The sequence below is a fragment of the Micropruina sp. genome (assembly GCF_047607385.1).
Taxonomy (GTDB): Bacteria; Actinomycetota; Actinomycetes; order Propionibacteriales; family Propionibacteriaceae; genus Micropruina.
In genome coordinates this window covers 1-16,597 of record NZ_JASGDE010000084.1, presented here as the reverse complement: position 1 = coordinate 16,597, position 16,597 = coordinate 1, and the positions used below count along the sequence as shown (strand labels likewise).

At 71.0% G+C, this 16,597-nt stretch carries 19 protein-coding genes and 1 tRNA gene; 10 read left to right on the top strand and 10 right to left on the bottom strand.

Translation table 11 applies throughout. From position 1 onward, the window contains the following. Positions 1 to 214: 214 nt before the first annotated feature. Complete coding sequence (locus QM582_RS07685) at positions 215 to 601, bottom strand: DUF488 domain-containing protein (RefSeq protein WP_415083219.1); 387 nt, start codon at positions 599 to 601, stop codon at positions 215 to 217. Positions 602 to 837: 236 nt separating this feature from the next. Here QM582_RS07685 and QM582_RS07680 point away from each other — a divergent pair, with 236 nt between their 5' ends. The 3 genes from QM582_RS07680 (at position 838) to QM582_RS07670 (ending at position 3,053) form a co-directional block, all read left to right on the top strand. Then, positions 838 to 1,065, top strand: coding sequence for a hypothetical protein (locus QM582_RS07680; protein WP_415083218.1), 228 nt, complete (start codon positions 838 to 840; stop codon positions 1,063 to 1,065). Positions 1,066 to 1,344: 279 nt separating this feature from the next. Continuing rightward, on the top strand, positions 1,345 to 2,034 hold the full coding sequence (locus QM582_RS07675) for a response regulator transcription factor (RefSeq protein WP_415083216.1): 690 nt from the start codon (positions 1,345 to 1,347) through the stop codon (positions 2,032 to 2,034). Next, positions 2,031 to 3,053, top strand: coding sequence for a sensor histidine kinase (locus QM582_RS07670; RefSeq protein ID WP_415083215.1), 1,023 nt, complete (start codon positions 2,031 to 2,033; stop codon positions 3,051 to 3,053). Before QM582_RS07675 ends, QM582_RS07670 begins: the two co-directional genes overlap by 4 nt. 27 nt (positions 3,054 to 3,080) lie before the next feature. Here the strand turns inward: QM582_RS07670 and QM582_RS07665 are convergent, their stop codons facing one another. Next, positions 3,081 to 4,250, bottom strand: a complete 1,170-nt coding sequence (locus QM582_RS07665; RefSeq protein WP_415083214.1) for a lactonase family protein — start codon at positions 4,248 to 4,250, stop codon at positions 3,081 to 3,083. A gap of 85 nt (positions 4,251 to 4,335) precedes the next feature. Beyond that, positions 4,336 to 5,658, bottom strand: coding sequence for an MFS transporter (locus tag QM582_RS07660; RefSeq protein WP_415083212.1), 1,323 nt, complete (start codon positions 5,656 to 5,658; stop codon positions 4,336 to 4,338). A gap of 152 nt (positions 5,659 to 5,810) precedes the next feature. Between QM582_RS07660 and QM582_RS07655 the strand changes: the two genes are divergently transcribed. Continuing rightward, complete coding sequence (locus tag QM582_RS07655; protein WP_415083210.1) at positions 5,811 to 6,461, top strand: GntR family transcriptional regulator; 651 nt, start codon at positions 5,811 to 5,813, stop codon at positions 6,459 to 6,461. A 46-nt stretch (positions 6,462 to 6,507) separates the two neighbouring features. Here QM582_RS07655 and QM582_RS07650 read toward each other — a convergent pair whose 3' ends face one another. Both QM582_RS07650 and QM582_RS07645 read right to left on the bottom strand, forming a co-directional pair. Further along, a complete protein-coding gene (locus QM582_RS07650; RefSeq protein ID WP_415083209.1) occupies positions 6,508 to 7,707 on the bottom strand; it encodes a ThiF family adenylyltransferase in 1,200 nt (399 codons plus the stop codon). A 45-nt stretch (positions 7,708 to 7,752) separates the two neighbouring features. Beyond that, the gene (locus QM582_RS07645) at positions 7,753 to 8,103 is read right to left on the bottom strand and encodes a hypothetical protein (protein WP_415083207.1); all 351 of its coding nucleotides are present in this window, start codon (positions 8,101 to 8,103) and stop codon (positions 7,753 to 7,755) included. 179 nt (positions 8,104 to 8,282) lie between these two features. Here QM582_RS07645 and QM582_RS07640 point away from each other — a divergent pair, with 179 nt between their 5' ends. Together QM582_RS07640 and QM582_RS07635 are read left to right on the top strand one after the other, a co-directional pair. Beyond that, positions 8,283 to 8,762, top strand: coding sequence for a DUF2975 domain-containing protein (locus tag QM582_RS07640; RefSeq protein ID WP_415083205.1), 480 nt, complete (start codon positions 8,283 to 8,285; stop codon positions 8,760 to 8,762). Further along, positions 8,762 to 8,986, top strand: a complete 225-nt coding sequence (locus tag QM582_RS07635; protein ID WP_415083203.1) for a helix-turn-helix domain-containing protein — start codon at positions 8,762 to 8,764, stop codon at positions 8,984 to 8,986. The genes QM582_RS07640 and QM582_RS07635 overlap by 1 nt, the downstream gene beginning before the upstream one ends. Positions 8,987 to 9,019: 33 nt before the next feature. On the opposite strand, the gene QM582_RS07630 is transcribed toward QM582_RS07635, so the two are convergent. From QM582_RS07630 to QM582_RS07610, 5 genes are all read right to left on the bottom strand, one after another. Further along, the gene (locus QM582_RS07630) at positions 9,020 to 9,337 is read right to left on the bottom strand and encodes a type II toxin-antitoxin system PemK/MazF family toxin (RefSeq protein WP_415083201.1); all 318 of its coding nucleotides are present in this window, start codon (positions 9,335 to 9,337) and stop codon (positions 9,020 to 9,022) included. Between the two features lies 1 nt (position 9,338). Then, positions 9,339 to 9,575, bottom strand: a complete 237-nt coding sequence (locus tag QM582_RS07625; RefSeq protein ID WP_415083199.1) for a YlcI/YnfO family protein — start codon at positions 9,573 to 9,575, stop codon at positions 9,339 to 9,341. Between the two features lie 389 nt (positions 9,576 to 9,964). Next, positions 9,965 to 10,465, bottom strand: coding sequence for a GNAT family N-acetyltransferase (locus QM582_RS07620; protein ID WP_415083198.1), 501 nt, complete (start codon positions 10,463 to 10,465; stop codon positions 9,965 to 9,967). A 10-nt stretch (positions 10,466 to 10,475) separates the two neighbouring features. Continuing rightward, positions 10,476 to 10,754, bottom strand: coding sequence for a DUF1778 domain-containing protein (locus QM582_RS07615; RefSeq protein WP_415083196.1), 279 nt, complete (start codon positions 10,752 to 10,754; stop codon positions 10,476 to 10,478). A gap of 356 nt (positions 10,755 to 11,110) precedes the next feature. Next, positions 11,111 to 11,199 (bottom strand) — tRNA-Leu (locus tag QM582_RS07610). Between the two features lie 232 nt (positions 11,200 to 11,431). Between QM582_RS07610 and QM582_RS07605 the strand changes: the two genes are divergently transcribed. The 4 genes from QM582_RS07605 to QM582_RS07590 all read left to right on the top strand — a co-directional run bounded on the left by QM582_RS07605 (position 11,432) and on the right by QM582_RS07590 (position 16,465). Beyond that, the gene (locus tag QM582_RS07605) at positions 11,432 to 12,661 is read left to right on the top strand and encodes an amidohydrolase (protein ID WP_415083194.1); all 1,230 of its coding nucleotides are present in this window, start codon (positions 11,432 to 11,434) and stop codon (positions 12,659 to 12,661) included. A gap of 25 nt (positions 12,662 to 12,686) precedes the next feature. Next, positions 12,687 to 14,033: a DUF3100 domain-containing protein gene (locus QM582_RS07600; RefSeq protein ID WP_415083193.1), complete on the top strand. Its 1,347-nt coding sequence runs from the start codon at positions 12,687 to 12,689 to the stop codon at positions 14,031 to 14,033. Between the two features lie 141 nt (positions 14,034 to 14,174). Then, positions 14,175 to 15,491 carry a M20/M25/M40 family metallo-hydrolase gene (locus QM582_RS07595; RefSeq protein WP_415083191.1) on the top strand — a complete coding sequence of 439 codons (1,317 nt, stop codon included), beginning with the start codon at positions 14,175 to 14,177 and terminating at the stop codon, positions 15,489 to 15,491. Between the two features lie 8 nt (positions 15,492 to 15,499). Further along, the gene (locus QM582_RS07590; RefSeq protein ID WP_415083189.1) at positions 15,500 to 16,465 is read left to right on the top strand and encodes an aldo/keto reductase; all 966 of its coding nucleotides are present in this window, start codon (positions 15,500 to 15,502) and stop codon (positions 16,463 to 16,465) included. Positions 16,466 to 16,597 lie beyond the last annotated feature (132 nt).

Below are 16,597 nucleotides of genomic sequence, written 5' to 3'. Positions count from 1 at the left end.
GCCGGGGTGACCGTTGCCCGTCCGACGCGTGGCGGCGCCTGGCTGACGCCCGCCATGCTCGCGGCGCTGGGCGGCGGGGTGGGCGGAGTGCTGCTCGGCCTGGCCCGGGCCGGACGCCGGGTCGAGATCGACCACGATCTGGCCGCAGCCGAGCACGACTAGCGGCGCTCGGTCGAGCGTGTAGAGACCTCTCTGGCAAGGGGTGTCGCCGGGCTCAGCGAGCGATCGTCGGGTCGATCACCGGGTCCCTCAGGTAGTCGCGCAACACGGCGGCCTGGTTGAGCCGGGAATCCCGGGCGCCGTAGAGCAGCGTCACCCGCGGATGCGTCCGCCCGATCGCGCGCAGCGTGTCGACGGCGGGGTTCGCGTCCAGCTCGGCGCGATAGCGCGCGGCGAACTCGTCGAGCAGCTCGGGGTCGTGGTGCCACCAGGTCCGCAGTTCGGTGCTCGGCGCCGCCTCGGGCAGCCAGCGATCCAGCGCGGCGGCGTCCTTGGAGAGCCCCCGCGGCCAGAGCCGATCGACCAGGACGCGGTAGCCGTCCGAGGTCTCCGCGGGCTCGTAGACCCGCTTGATCCGGAAGGGGTCCGAGCCGGTGGCCATCGCCCTCCTTCGGCACTGGTGAGATTCGGAAACGATTCTACAATCAAATTGTGAAAACAAGAGGCTCCGGACGCCCGACCAGCAGGGACGCCTGACGCCGGGTTCGCGGCGCCTCCCCATCCATGTCGCGCCGACAGGCGCGTCCGCAGGCTTGCCGATCGAGGAGATGGGGGTTCGAGATGCGTAGCGACGAAGAGTTGTCGTCATCCGCCCGGAGGCAGGATGCGCGGTATTCGATGCTGATCAGATGGTGGTGGATCGGCGTCGCGGCAGTACTGGTGGCCTACGCGGTCGCCTTGAGCGGGGTGCTTTCTCCGGACGGAATCCTGGGCATGCCCCGCACGCTGTGCGGGTTCCTTTCGGCGATGACGGCGCTGGCCGGCATGGCTCTGGCGATCTGGCGCGGCTTCCTGGAGATGGAGCGTCCGCGGCCACCCCGGACGGCGTCCGCGGCGCGGCGCTGAGCCGGCCGTCCCGGTGCGTCCGGCGGGAAGGGCGGGAGCCCTCCACCACGAGCAAGGCCGCGTCCGCCCGAGCCCGGCCGAGTCCTCCCGAGCGCGGACGCGTCCTCCCGAGCCCGGACGCCCTACCTGCGGAACCTCTTACCAGAGTCTTTCGGAGCGCCCGGCAGGGGTGACGGCGCAACCCGGCGCGACTAGCGTCGAAGTGAGCCGCGGCCCGGCCACTGTGTCGACCCGGCGTCCGGGCGGCGGCCGGCCGGGCCGGACGAAGGAGGTCGCGCCGTGACGAGTGTGCTGGTCATCGAGGACGACGCCACCACCCGCGAGGTGCTGCGCCGCTACCTGACTCGTGCCGGGCTGGACGTGACCGAGGCGGGCACCGGCACCGACGGGCTGGCCGCCTTCGGCGAGACCGCGCCCGCGTTGGTGATCCTCGACCTGATGCTGCCCGGCGTCGACGGGCTGGACGTGTGCGAGCGGATCCGGCGGCACAGCGACGTTCCGATCATGATCCTGACCGCGCTGGGCAGTGAGTCCGATCGGGTGGTGGGCCTGGAGCAGGGCGCCGACGACTACGTGGTCAAGCCGTTCTCGCCCCGCGAGGTGACGCTGCGGGCGCAGCGGTTGCTGCGCCGCACCGCGCCCCGCCCGGTCCCGGACGCGATGCTGTCCGACGGCGACCTGGTGCTCGATCCTGCCGCCCGCACCGCCACCCGTGCCGGACGGGAACTGCCGATGACGGCCCGCGAGTTCGACCTGCTGGCCTTCCTGCTGGCCCACCCCGAGCACGCCTTCCGGCGCTCGGAACTGCTGCGGCAGGTGTGGGACTGGGACTTCGGGGACGACTCCACGGTCACCGTCCACGTCCGGCGGCTGCGGGAGAAGATCGAGGCCGACCCGTCCCGGCCGCGGCGGCTGCAGACGGTCTGGGGAGTCGGCTACCGGTACCGGCCGTCGGGGAGCGCCGGATGAGTGAGTCGCTGCTGCACATCGCGCCCTGGGCGGTGCTGACCTGTGCCGCCACCATCGCACTGTTGTGGCTTGTGCTGCGCCGGTTGGATACCCGTCCGGGGCTGGCGCTGGCACTGGTGGTGGCGGTGCCGCTGCTGGTCGCCCTGGTCTTCGTGGTCGCGATCAGCGGCTTCATGTTCACCGAGCAGCTGGGCTGGACGCTGGTCACCTGTGCCCTGGTGGGGGTGATGCTGGTGCCCGGGTCGGTGCTGCTCGGCCAGCGGTTCACCCGGCGCACCCTGGCCCTGGAGGCGCGGCGGGCGCAGGAGCGCGCCGGCGAGGCGGCCCGCCGGGACCTGATCGCCTGGATCAGCCACGATCTGCGAACCCCGCTGGCCGGCATCAGGGCGATGGCCGAGGCGTTGGAGGACCGGGTGGTGGACGATCCCGCCGAGGTCAGCGGCTACGGTGCCCGGATCGGCCGCGAGGCGAACCGCCTGGGCGCCATGGTGACCGATCTCTTCGAGCTCTCTCGGATCAGCAGCGGAGCGCTGGACCTGCGGCTGGAGCCGATCGCGGTGGACGCCATGGCGGCCGAACTGGCCGGCGGGCTGCGGCCGATCGCGGCATCGCGGGGGGTGCGGATCGAGGTGGCGCTGCCGCCCGGCCTCACCGTGACCGGTGCCGGGCGGGAACTGGAGCGGGTGGTGGCGAACCTGTTGGCGAACGCGGTCCGGCACACCCGCGCCGGCGGCACCGTCCGGGTGCGGGGCGGAGTCGAGGGGGAGCGGGCCTGGATCAGCGTCGCCGACGGCTGCGGCGGGATCCCGCCCGGCGACCTGGATCAGGTCTTCGACCTGGGCTTTCGCGGCACGGCCGCCCGGTCGCCGGAGGCGTCCGAGCTGGGGCCGGGAGCGGGCCTCGGGCTGGCCATCGTGCAGGGCCTGGTCGAGGCCCAGGGTGGCGAGGTGGCCGTCCGCAACCAGGGTGGCGGCTGCTGTTTCACCGTCCGGTTGCCGGCGGCATCGGAGCTGGGCTGATGCCGCCGGCCATCCGGTTCGCTGCGGTCAGCTCGCCGCGATCCCCTCGACCGGTCGGGCGTTGCCGGCGCCGAGGCCGGTCGAGGTGCTGCCGATCCGGGTGAGGCTGCCGTCCCGGGCGATCCGGTAGGCGTCGACGGTGCCGTCCGCCCCGCTCAGCTGGTACAGGAACTCGCCCTGCCGCGAGGTGGCGAGATCGACCGGTCCGCCGTCGGTCGCCGCAGCCGTGGCGGCGCGGACGCCGAGCCGGCCGTGGCGGACGGCGAACGACGAGATGCTGTCCGATCCGGCGTTGGCGGCGTACAGCGTGCCGCGCACCAGCACCGTCCAGCAGGCGGCCTGCTGCCCGGTCGGTCCGGCCTGGGAGAGCTGGCGCAGGCGTCCGTCGTCACCGAGCCGGTAGGACGTGGCGAGTCCGGTGGCATCGACCACGAGCAGGCGGCCGGCCCGGTCGAAGGACAGCGCGAACGGCACGGCCCCGGAGGCGGTGGTCGTCGGGGTCGCGGACGGCACCCCGCGCCACAGCGGATAGGTGAGCAGCGTGCCGTGGGTCTTGGTCGACACCACCACGGCGTGCTGGTCCGGGGTCACCGCCACCTGCGCCGGGGACTGCAGGAACTCGGGATTGGCGTTGTCGGTGAGGTGTAGGTTGCGGGTGCTGCCGGGCAGCGGCAGCACGGTGCGCCCGGCGATCCGGTAGCCGCTGATCGAGCCGCCGGCCCGCGCGTTGAGGACGTAGACCAGATCGCCGGCGACGCTGACCGAGACCGGCAGGTCGCCCCGGCTGGGCAGGATCTGGCGACGCACCAGCCGGCTGCCGTCGACGCCGAAGACGGTGATCGTGTCGCTGCCCCCGTTGACCGCGAAGAGCAGGCCGTGCCGGCTGTCCAGGGTGAGCGAGCCCTGCGAGGCCAGCGGGTCGACCACCGCGCCGTCCAGGGTCGCGCCGCGTCCACCGGTGGGGTAGCTGCCGGTGTGCCGCAGCCGGCCGTCGGCGTCGCGGTCGAAGGCGATCACCGCGTTCGACGTCAGGTCGTCGGTCTGCACGAAGACCGCCCCGGCGGCGCGGCGATCGGGCGCGGGGGCCGGATGGCTTTCCGGGACCGTGCCGGCCAGGGCTGCCGGTGCCGGTGCGGACGCCAGTGCGAGGGCGGCCGCGGCTGCCGCCGCCCATAGGGAAATGCGTCGATGGGTCATGATGCCTCCTGTCGGTTGGTTGCTTCTGGCAACGAAGTCAACGCCGACGGGGTCCGGCACTCCATGACCGCGGGATTACCGGACCTTACGAAGATCTGACGTCGGCCGCCGGTTCGGCGGTGGCGGGGCGAGCGGCGGTGCGGGCCGGCTCGCGGTGCTGCCAGATCAGCAGCGGGATGTAGGTCAGCGCGAAGATGCCGCCACCCAGGGCGAGCAGCGCGAATCCGGCGCCGGCGACCAGGAAGCCGGCGATGGCGCTGCCGGTGGCGCCGGCCAGCGAGATCAGCACGTCGACGGTGCCCTGGATGCGGGCCCGGCCGGCCGGTGTGGTGGCGTCCACCAGCATCGCGGTGCCGGAGATCAGTCCGAGGTCCCAGCCCAGGCCGAGCAGGGCGAGCGCCAGCAGGATCATCGGCAGCCCGGTGCCCACCGCCCCGATCGCGCCGGCCAGCAGCAGCGTGACACCGGACGCGATCGCCATCGGCAGGCGTCCGACCCGGTCCACCAGCGGCCCGGTGACCAGCGACGGCAGGTACATCGCGGCGATGTGCACGCCGATCACCAGGCCCACCGCGCCCAGGTCGAAGCCGTGCCCGCTCATGTGGACCGGCGTCATCGACATGATCGCCAGCATGGTGATCTGGGTGACGATCATGATCGCGGCACCGGCGTAGACGCCGCGTCCGACCCGGGCCGGACGAGACCCGGCCCGGTCGGCGGCAGCGGTGCTGCGCAGTTCCGCCAGCGCCTTGGCGACCAGGAACGGGTCGGGCCGCAGCCAGCCCAGCAGAACCACCCCGGCGGCCAGATAGGCGAGCGCGGCAAGCAGGAACGGTCCGGCCAGCGCCGGGATGCCCCAGGGCTGGACGAGGTGGCCCATCGGGGTGACCAGGTTGGGTCCGGCGACCGCGCCCACCGTGGTGGAGACCATCGCGATGCTGGCCGCGGTGGCCCGCTGGTCGGGGTCGGCCAGGTCGGTGCCGGAGTAGCGGGCCTGCAGATTGGTGGCCGAGCCGGCGCCGTAGACGAAGAGGCTGAGGAACAACAGCCAGATGCTTCCGGTGGCTGCGGCGGCCACCACGCCGAGGGCGCCCAGGCCGCCGACGGCGAAGCCCAGGCCCAGGCCGAACCGGCGTCCGCGGCGTTGGCTGAGCTGGCCGATCAGGAACGAGGCCAGCGCCGCGCCCAGGGTGAACAGCGCCGCCGGCAGCCCGATCAGGCCGTCGTCGCCGAGCAGTTGCTGGGCGAGCAGGGCGCCGACCGTGATGCCGGTGGCCAGCCCGGCGCCGCCGAGCACCTGGCTGGTCACCACCACGGTGAGGATGCGGCGTTGCACCCGTCCGCGGACGGAGTCGTCCGCAGCGATCCGGCGGGCGGTCTCGGCGGCGTCGAGGGAGGAGCGGCTCATCCGGTTTTCCTTCGGGTGGCTGGTCGGTTGCTGGCTGGTGCCGGGCTGGTGGGAGTCAGCCACGGCTAGCGTACAACTAGAATACTAGTTGCCTGCGCGGGTATCGCGGACGATAGGGTCGGAGCCCAGGACGACTCGGCGAGGAGGCAGGGATGGCGGCGGCTGCGCAGCGCGGCGAGTCCGCGCGTCGTGCCTACGCCTGGATCCGGCGCGGCATCGTCGCCGGCGAACTCGCCCCCGGCTCGATGCTCAGCGAGAACGACCTGGCCGGCGCGCTGGGGATGAGCCGGACGCCGGTGCGCACCGCCCTGGGGCGGCTGCAGGACGACGGGTGGGTGACCATCTATCCGCAGCGGGGCGCCCTGGTGCGCGAGTTGACGGCCACCGAGATCCGCGAGTCGGCCGAGGTGCGGCACGCCATGGAGGTCGCCGGCGTGCTGCGAGCCAGTACGGAGCGGCTGGCGGCGCTGCACGGCCCCGCCCTGGAGAACCTGGACGAGCAGGCCGCCGCCCTCGGGGCCGGCGACTTCGCCCGGTTCAACGAGCTGTCCCTGGCGTTCCATCGGCTGTTCGTGCGGCTGAGCGGCAACGGCACCATGCTGGAGCTCTACGACCGGGTCCAGGACCGGCAGCTGCTGTCCAACGCCGCGCGAGCCCAGGGCATCGTCGCCGCCGCCGAAGACGTGCTCGCCCAGCATCGCCGACTCCAGGCCAGGGCTTGGGCGTCGGACTGGATCGGCTTTGCCGAGGCCCTGAACAACCACCACTCGATCGGTGCCGCGATACCGGCGGAGGGCTGCTGACGGTTCCTTCCGCGGGACCCTGGCGGACCTCCGAAGGCCAGGTTGGCTAGGGCCGGGGCGTCATGGGGGTCTGCCGGCCGGCGAGCCCCTGAATCCCGCCGTCGAGGATCCGGACGTCGGTGTAGCCGCGGGCGACCAGGCTCGCGGCGGCGACCTCGGCCCGGGCGCCGCTGCGGCAGATCACCAGGATCGGCCGGTCGCCCGGCAGGTCGTCGACCGCGCCGTCCAGGAGCGCCGGCAGCGGAATGTTCACCGAGCCGGGGACGCGTTCCGCGGCGAACTCGTCCGGTCCGCGAACGTCGAGCAGGAAAGCCGAACCCGGGTCCGGGAGCGCCACCGCGCGGGAGGTTGCGTCCTGGTCGGCCGGAGGGGCGGCGTCCGGCGGAGCGGCGGCGTCCGGGGGAGGGGCGGCGTCCGGCGGAGGATCGCTCGGAGTGCCGGTGGGTGTGCCGGCCGGCGCGGACCTCCGCGGCTTGGGGCCTGCCCGCCGCACCGGCACCTCGTCCCAGCGTCCGGCGAGCGCGTCGATCACCAGGACGCGACTCAGCAGCGGTCGTCCGATGCCGGTGATCAGTTTGATCGCCTCCATCGCCATCACCGAACCGGCCTGTGCGCAGACCGCGCCCACCACACCCGCCTCGGCGCAGGACGGCACGGTGCCCGGCGCCGGAGGTTCCGGGAACACGTCCCGCAGCTGGACGCCGGCGCCGTCCGGGGCGGCGTCCCAGAACACCGCGACCTGGGCGGCGAAGCCGAGCACCGACCCCCAGACCAGCGGCAGCCCTGCGGCAACGCAGGCGTCGTTGACCAGGTAGCGGGTGGGGAAGTTGTCGGCACCGTCGATCACCAGGTGGTAGCCGGCGAGCAGCTCCGCGACCGAGTCCTGGTCCAGCCGCAGCCGATGTCGCCGGACGGTGACGCCCGGGTTCAGCATCGCGATCGCCTCGGCCGCGGAGTCCACCTTGGGGCGTCCGACCGCGTCGGTGGCGTGGATCACCTGCCGGTGCAGGTTGGACAACTCGACATCGTCGGAGTCGACCACCCCGATGGTGCCCACCCCGGCGGCGGCCAGGTACAGCAGCACCGGCGAGCCCAGGCCTCCGGCACCGATCACCAGCACCCGGGCGGCCCGCAGCCGACGCTGCCCGGCGACGCCGATCTCACCCAGTATCAACTGCCGCGAATAGCGGGCCAGGCCCTCGGCGTCGAGTTCACCGGCGGGTGGGACCAGCGGCGGCAAGGTCATCAGCTCACCCTACTGCCGAGGCAGCGGGGGAGTTGTGCGGTTCGGTCAGCCGAACAGCCAGTACGCGGAGACGGCCATCGGCAGCAGTCCGAGCAGGACCAGCGGATGGTAGGGCCGGCGCCGGTTGAGCAGCAGCACGCTGGCCGCGCCGACCAGCCCGATCACACCGCTCATCACCCACAGCCCGATCACCGAGTCGTAGGGCAGTTCGTAGCGGCCGCGGGCGACGACGTAGAGCGCCAGGATGATCGCGACCTTTGCGATCACGCCGCCGACGATGAGTGAGACCACCGTGCGCTGCACCAGATCGAGGCTCTTGCGCTCGCCCTCGCTGCTGGGCTGCATCTCGTCGCCCATGCCGGACGACGACCTGCGGAGCTCCCTGGATGTGGTCACCGAGTCACTGTATCCGTCCGCCGCCTTACTGGACGGATGAAGCAGCTGCTGGTGTGTGGGTGTGGCTCCCGCGACTGATTGCTCACGGGTGTCTCGCGGACGACCGGGACGGTCCCTTGCGTGAAGGACTATCGTTTATCGATAGATTCATATCGTTTAGCGATGGATGAGGGGGAGTCGTGACGCGAGGAGTGATCGCATGGCTACGGGTGCTGCTGGCATCGATCATGCTGGGGACGCTGGCGGCGCAGTTCTGGTTCTTCCCGACGCTGGCGGGGCAGCTGGCCCAGACCTACCCCGAACTGGACTGGTTGCGCTGGCCGTTGTTGGCGGTCGTCATCGTGGTCATCCTGGGTGTGCAGGTTGGACTGGTCGCTTTGTGGGTCCTGCTCTCGATGGTGGAGAGCGACAGCGTGTTCTCCCCGGCAGCCTTCGGCTGGGTGAATCTCATCATCGCGGTCGCGGTGGTCGACACGGTCATGGTGCTCGGCGCGTACCTCGTGCTGTCGTTCGGAGTGGGTGCGAATCCGCCGGGGCTGGCACTCCTCCAACTCGCGCTGGTGGTGTGTGGCGCCGCATTCGCGTTGCTGATGGCCGTGATGAAGGGGTTGCTGCGCAAGGCGTCCCGCCTGGATGCCGAGTTGAGCGAGGTGATCTAGTGGCGATCGAGGTGCGCCTCGACCTGGAACTGGCCCGGCGGAAGATGACCCTCGCGGAGCTGGCCGACCGGGTGGGCATCACGCCGGTGAACTTGTCCATTCTGAAGAACGGCCGGGCCAAGGCCGTCCGGTTCTCAACGCTGGACGCGATCTGCCGGGAACTCGGCTGCCAGCCCGGTGACCTCCTCGTTCACGTTCCAGACCCGGATAGCGACTACCGCTGAATCGACCTCGACTCGACTGCTGGTTCCTCGCACTCAGCCGCCCATCAGGGCGATGTCGAGGTCGTAGGCGAGGACGACGGCTCGGGCCAGGCCGGTTTCCTGTTCCGCAGTGAGGAACCCGATGGTTCGGCCGAGCAGGCTGGCGGGAACGGTGACCACATTGTCGAGGGAGATCACACTGGCCTGGTCGAGTCCGTTCTCCGGGCCGACCGGTACTTCGCTGCTGAGGCCCTTGATGGTGGACGTGATGGGGGCGACGGTGACCTTGGTCATGGCGGCGCGCGCGACCTCGCGGGTGAGGACGACGACCGGCCGGGTCGTGTCCAACCGGGCCAGGCAGATCTCGCGCACGTCAGTCGCCGATGGTCACGTGGTGACCCATGGTCCAGTCGACGAGGGGGTCGAGGTCGTCGCCGGCGCCACGCTCGCGAAGGACCGCGGCGTCCTGTTCGGCTGCCTGTCGCCGCATCTCACGTTCGAGAGCCGCGCTGACCAAAGCGGCCCGGCTGGGCGCCTTGCCCTGAGCGACCGCCGCATCGAGGAACGCCACCACCTGGTCGGGCAGTCGGACGGCGATCTGGGTGCTCATGAAGCCACCGTACCAGGCAGCATCCCGGAATGGGATGCACTGTGGTTGGCTTAAGCCTGCAGCCCGAGAAGTCGACGGATCGCCGGTAGGTCGTGCGCCTCGTTGCGTCGGAGGCGCCCGTGGGACGTTGCGTCCAGATGGGCGGGCGTGATGACGACGAGCCGGATGCCTTGACGGGGGATGAACTCGTCGCGGCGTGCGTCATACAGTGCGCGCTGGATTCTGGGCAGCCAGCAGGATCGCGAGCGGCAGCAGCTTCTCGTACAGCGCCAACTGTGGCCCGACGTAGCCGGCGAGATCCGATCACGATTCCGGGCCGGTGAACCTGGTGCAATTGTCCACTGGGCAGTTTGGAGATCTGGCCGAACGTGCGCTTCCTGGCGTCTTTGTTACTTCCCGAGGATGGCTCGGGCGTCTTTGACCAGCAGGAGCAGGTGCAGAGGGTCTGTCGGCGAGGGCTCGAAGTCGTGTCGGAGACAGAAGTCTCGGGCGTGTTCGTGCAGTGCGTGGACCAGGATTGCCCGCACTCCGATGATGTCGGCGGCGTCGACTGATCGGCTGATCGCGTCGCGGAGCAGGTGTTTTCCCAGGCCGCCGCCTTGGTCGGTGATATCGACGGCCAGGCGGGAGAGCAGGATCACGGGAATCGGGTCGGGCATGTTGCGGCGGTATCGGCCTGCAACGTCGCGGTGGTAGGCGGCTGCGGAGGCCAGTGCGTAGTAGCCGACCACCCGACCCTCGCGCACGGTCACGTAGGTGCGTGAGCCGCCGCCCAGGTGGTTCGACAACGCACGATGACGCAGGTAGTCGTCCAGGGACGGATCCCCGCTGGTGAAGGACTCCAGGTCGTCGCCGGGGTTGAGGGGCCGCGGCGGGCGGTAACCGCTCACGCGTCCGGCGCTACTCGTCGTCGGTGAAGATCGACGGTTCGGCGAACAGCGCGGCCAGTGCCGGCTTGTGCTGGACGGGCCGGTCGAGGGCCGTCTGGAACCGTGTCCAGGCGTCGTCGTCCAAGAAGAAGACGCGGCGATCGGCAAGGGTGTCTCGGGCGCGCGCGGTGGAAGCGGAGACGATGAAGTCGGTGACGGTGCTTCCCACCGAGTGGGCTGCCGCCCGGATGACGGCCTCGTCGTCAGGCGTCATCCGCACCGCGACCCGCGATTCCTTGTTCACAGCCATACCCCTAGCGTATGCCTATTGGGCATACATCTCAACGGCTGGGTCGGCTGACACGTCTGGCTGCCTGCGCCTCGCGGAACTGGCCGACCGGGGTGGGTAGGTTCGGTGCCGACGTCCAGGCCGCGTGACAGCCGTCCGGGTCGGAAGTTCGTGAGTTCCGCTGCGCTGATCGGGCTGCGCTGCTCGTCCTGGCGCTGGATCGACCTCGGCTCGACCGATTGTCCGTGCGAACGCCGCAGCCTCATCCATCCCGAAGTGGGATCCACGAGACTGGCTCTGCTCCGACGCCGTGAGCGCGCACCGTGTTTCACGGACGCAAAAACCCTAGCCAATAGTTATCTGACTAGGGTTTCTATTGGTGTCCGAGAGAGGACTTGAACCTCCACGCCCTATAACGGGCACTAGCACCTCAAGCTAGCGCGTCTACCTATTCCGCCACCCGGACAGGGTGCTGGCCCGGGCCTGCCGGGCAACCACGTCAGCATATCGGGCGTCCCCCGGACGACTCAACTCGGCTCCGCTCGTGGACGCCCGGCCGCCGTCGACCCGGCGGCCCCGTCCGGCCCCCGGGCTGGCGGCCGAAAAGCGTTGCCACGCCGCCGTCGCGACGTAACGCGTCCGTAGCACGCTGCTGCGCATAATCGGCCAACGAATCTGGAACGGGAAGAGGACGGTCAGTGAGCAGTGCAGGAACCGCGGACAAGGCCCTGGAGCTGAAGCAGCGGGTGGCGCAGGACGTGGAGAGCCGCCGTGAGCAGCTGCTGGGGCTGAGTCGTGCGATCCACGCCAATCCCGAACTGTCCTGGAAGGAGTACCAGGCTGCCGCCCTGGTCGCGCAGACCATGCGGGAGGCGGGCTTCGCCACCGAGCTGGGCGCCTACGGCGTGGAGACCGCGGTCGAAGCGGTGATCGGGGACGGCGACCTGACGGTGGCGATCTGCGCCGAGTACGACGCTCTGCCGGGCATCGGTCACGGTTGCGGCCACAACGTGATCGCCACCGCCGGCGTGGGCGCCGCGCTGGCCCTGGCGCCGGTGGCGCAGGAGGCCGGCCTGCGGGTGAAGCTGCTGGGCACCCCGGCCGAGGAGCACGGCGGCGGCAAGGTGGCCATGCTCAAGGCCGGGGCCTGGGAGGACGTCGACTTCTCCCTGATGGTGCACGGCATGACCGGCCAGGACGGCAGCGCCGCGGGTATGGCGTCCACCGCCGTCGACCGCTTCGAAGTGGTCTTCCACGGACTCACCGCCCACGCCGCCGCGATGCCCGAGCAGGGCATCAACGCGGCCGCGGCCGCCACCTTGGCGCTGACCGCCATCGGGCTGCTGCGGCAGACCGTCCCGAAGCAGACCAACATGAACGCCTTCATCTCGCTGGGCGGCGAGGCCACCAACGTGATCCCCGACAAGGCGGTCGTCCAGGTCGAACTGCGGGCCTTCGAGATCGACATGTGGCGGGCGCTGAAGAAGCGGGTGCTGGCCTGCTTCGAGGGCGCCGCCATCGCCACCGGCTGCGGCTGGGACTGGGCGCCCACCGAGTACCCGTACGCGCCGGTGAACTCCGATCCGGCGCTGGCCGAGTTCTGGGACCGCAATCTCGTCGCCCGCGGACGCACCATCGCGCTGCCGCCCGGTGGGACGGGCGGCTCCACCGACATGGGCAACGTCTCCCAGGTGGTGCCGGCCATCCACCCGATGATCGCCTTCCTCGGCGAGACCGGCCCGGCGCACAACCCGAACTTCACCATCTCGGCGGCCACCCCGGCCGCCGACGACGCGGCCCTCGACGGCGCCGTCCTGCTCGCCTGGACGAGCCTGGACGCCGCGCTCGACCCCGACGTCCGCGCCGACCTGAAGCGACGCCGCGCCGAGCGGCCCGCCGGATCGACCCAGATCACCCTCGAAGCCTGACCTCCGACCAACCCGGGAGCCCGCTATGTCCACTGAACCTGTCGTCGGCGAGGCGCCGGCGACCGCCACGAAGGCCTTGATGACGCTGCGCGACAAGCGGCTGTGGATCATCGTCGGCCTGAGCATCGTCATCGCCTGCATCGCCCAGGCGATCGGACCGGCCGTGATCCCACTCGGAATCGCCTCGGTGACCCTGCTGCCGATGATCTGGGGCCTGATCCTCGCCGGCGGCATCTCCGGGCAGACCTGGCGTCCGCTCGGCCGGAACCTGCAGGACGCCGCCACCTCGATCATGGGCGTCGCCGTGCTGTTCCTCGGTGCCCGGTTGTCGCTGGAGATCGGCCCGAGCATCCCGCTGCTGCTACAGGCCGGTCCGGCGCTGCTGCTGCAGGAGCTCGGGCACCTGTTCGGCACCTTGCTGCTGGCGCTGCCGCTGGCCGTCATGCTGCGGATGGGCCCGGCAACCGTCGGCGCCACCTTCTCGATCGACCGCGAGGGTTCTTTCGCCATGGTCAGCGAGCGCTACGGCTCGGACTCCCCGCAGTACCGCGGCGTGCTGTCCATGTACGTCTTCGGCACCGTGTTCGGCGCCATCATCGTCAGCCTGATCGCGTCGCTGGCCACCTCGCTGCGGATCTTCGACCCGCTGGCCCTGGCGATGGGTGCCGGTGTCGGCTCCGGTTCGATGATGGCGGCCGCCGCCTCGGTGATCATCGCCGAGCATCCCGAGATGCAGCAGCAGGTGTTGGCGCTGTCGGCGGCGTCCAACCTGATCACCAACGTGCTCGGCCTGTACATCGGCGTCTGGGTGGCGCTGCCGGCGGCCGACAAGATGTACAAGGCGCTCTCCAAGCGCTGGAAGCAGCCGGAGGAGAGGGCCGGGAACGCCGCCGAGATGGAGGCGGCCACGGCCAGCCTGCTGGAGACCCGGACCTCGGTGCCGCTGGGCACCTCGCTGCTGATCTTCAGCGTGGCCGGCCTGCTGGTCGCGATGATCGCCAAGAAGACCTTCTCGTTCGACATGATCGTCACCTTCGCCCTGCTGTCCGGGTTGGTCGCGCTCAGCATCTGGCTGAGCAAGATCACCAAGCACCGGATCCCGGCGATCGTCTCCGGGATGACCCTGGGGGCGCTGGCGACCTCGCCGATCTCGCCGATCGGCAAGTGGCTGGCCCACACCGCCGAGAGCGTGAACTTCCTGTCCATCATCACCGCGATGCTCACCGTTGCCGGTCTCGGCATCGGCAAGGATCTGCCGCTGTTGAAGAGCATCGGCTGGAAGATCATCCCGACCGGCGTCGTGGCGATCGCCGCCTCGTTCATCCTGTCCGTGGTGGTCGCCGAGTTCGCGCTCGGAGCCTGGGGTCACTGAGCCTGCCGCGTCACGCCCGGCCCGGTGCCCGCTCTCGGGCGCCGGGCCGAGTTCGTCGCGGGGTTGCGGACGCCCGGTGTGTGAACGGGGCGGTCGTTGGGCATCGGGCACGCCTCAGCGCCGGTGCGGCAGGATGAGCCTATGACCGTGCAGAGCAGGCCCGAGGCCGAAGTCGTCCAGCTGTGCAGCGAATTGATCCGGATCGACACCTCCAATTTCGGGCCGGACGGCTCGAAGGGGGAGCGCGGCGCCGCCGAGTACATCGCCGAGAAGCTGTCCGAGGTGGGCATCGAGTCTCAGCTCTACGAGCCGGAGGCGTCCCGCACCAGCCTGGTCGCGCACTGGGAGCCGGAGGGCTGCGACGCGTCCCTGCCGCCGCTGCTGATCCACGGACACACCGACGTGGTGCCCGCCCAGGCGTCCGACTGGCGGGTCGACCCGTTCGCCGGCGAGGTCACCGACGGCTGCGTCTGGGGCCGCGGCGCGGTCGACATGAAGGACTTCGACGCCATGGTGTTGTCGGTGGTCCGCGACCGGCAGCGCACCGGACGCGCGCCGCGGCGTCCGATCCGGTTCGCGTTCACCGCGGACGAGGAGGCCGGCAGCGGACTGGGTGCGCACTGGCTGGTGGAGAACCATCCGGAGCTGATCGCGGATTGCCCCGAGGCGATCGGTGAGGTGGGCGGCTTCTCGCTCACCGTCCGCGACGACCTGCGGCTGTACCTGATCCAGACCGCCGAGAAGGGGCTGGCCTGGCTCAACCTGATCGCGGACGGCACCGCCGGGCACGGCTCGATGCGTAACGCCGACAACGCGGTCACCGCGCTGGCCGCCGCCGTCGCCCGGATCGGGACGCACGAATGGCCGCACCGGATCCACCCCGCCCAGCAGGCCTTCCTGGACGCCGTCGAGGACGCGCTGGGCATCGAGATCAACGCCGATTCGGTCGAGGAGTCGCTGGCCCGGCTCGGCACGGTCGCCCGGATGGTCGGCGCCACGATGGCCAACACCGCGAACCCGACCATGCTGAACGCCGGCTACAAGGTGAACGTGATTCCCGGCCAGGCCACCGCCGGCGTCGACGGCCGGTTCATCCCCGGCCATGCCGAGGAGTTCTTCGAAACCATCGCCGAACTGCTCGGTGACAAGGTGCGTTACGAGTCGGTGTCGCAGCAGGACGCGGTCGAGACCGAGTTCTCCGGCGCGCTGGTCGAGGCGATGCAGACCTGCCTGGAAGCCGAGGACCCGCAGGGCAAGGCGGTGCCGTATCTGATGAGCGGCGGCACCGACGCCAAGGCCTGGGCCAAGCTGGGCGTTCGCTGCTTCGGGTTCGCGCCGCTGCAGCTGCCGCCCGAACTCGACTTCGTCGCCATGTTCCACGGCGTCGACGAGCGGGTGCCGACGGCCTCGCTGGAGTTCGGCGCCCGGGTGCTCGACCGCTTCCTCGACCAGGCCTGAGGAGCGTCATGGATCGTCGCTCCGCCGGCGACAGCGGACTGCAGGTGTCCCGGCTCGGTCTCGGCACGCTGACCTGGGGACGGGACGTCGCGCCCGGCCAGGCTCGTGCCCTGTTGCGCCGCTTCGTCGAGGCCGGGGGCAGCCTGGTCGACACCGCCGCCGCCTACGGCAACGGGGACGCCGAGCGGATCATCGGGCGTGCCATCCACACCGACCTGACCAGGGACGATCTGGTGATCGCCACCAAGGGCGGGTTCGGCGTCCGGGACGGCCGGCGGGTGGTGGACACCTCGCGCAGCGCGCTGCTGGCCGACCTGGCCGGTTCGCTGCGCCGGCTGCACACCGACCACGTCGACCTGTGGCAGCTGCACGCCTGGGGTGCCGCGCCGCTGGAGGAGTCGCTGGCCGCCGTCGACCATGCCGTATCCACCGGCATGGTGCGCTACGCCGGGGTGTGCAATTTCGTCGGCTGGCAGACCGCGCAGGCGGCGACCTGGCAGTCCGCGTTCCCCGGACGCGCGCCCGTGGTGAGCGCGCAGGTGGAGTACTCGCTGCTCGCCCGGCGCGCCGAGGTGGAGGTGATCCCCGCCGTCCGGGCGTTCGGGATGGGCCTGTTCGCCTGGTCGTCGCTGGGTCGTGGCGTGCTCGCCGGCCGGTACCGGACCGGCATTCCGCGCGATTCCCGCGGTGGCCAGGCGCACTTCTCCTGGTTCGTCGAGCCCTATCTGGAGGCCCGCTCCCGGTCCGTGGTGGACGCCGTGGCGACCGCCGCCGACGGCCTCGACCTGAGCTGCGCCCAAGTCGCCCTGCTGTGGGCACGGGACGCCCCGGCGGTCACCGCGCCGCTGATCGGCCCGCGCACCGTCGAGCAACTCGATCATCTGCTGGAGACCGAGGACCTGGAGCTCCCGTCCGAGATCGTCGCCGCCCTGGACGACGTCAGCGGCGGCCCGAACGCGGGCCGTACCCCCTAGCCATCCGCCGGATCTGCGCTTCCCCCCACCCAGCGCTCGCCTAACTATTTGGGGCTCGCCGAACTCGGCGAGCCCCAAATAGTTAGGCCAGCGCTGGATGCGGGCGACGGGACCGGGGTGAGCGAGTGCTCG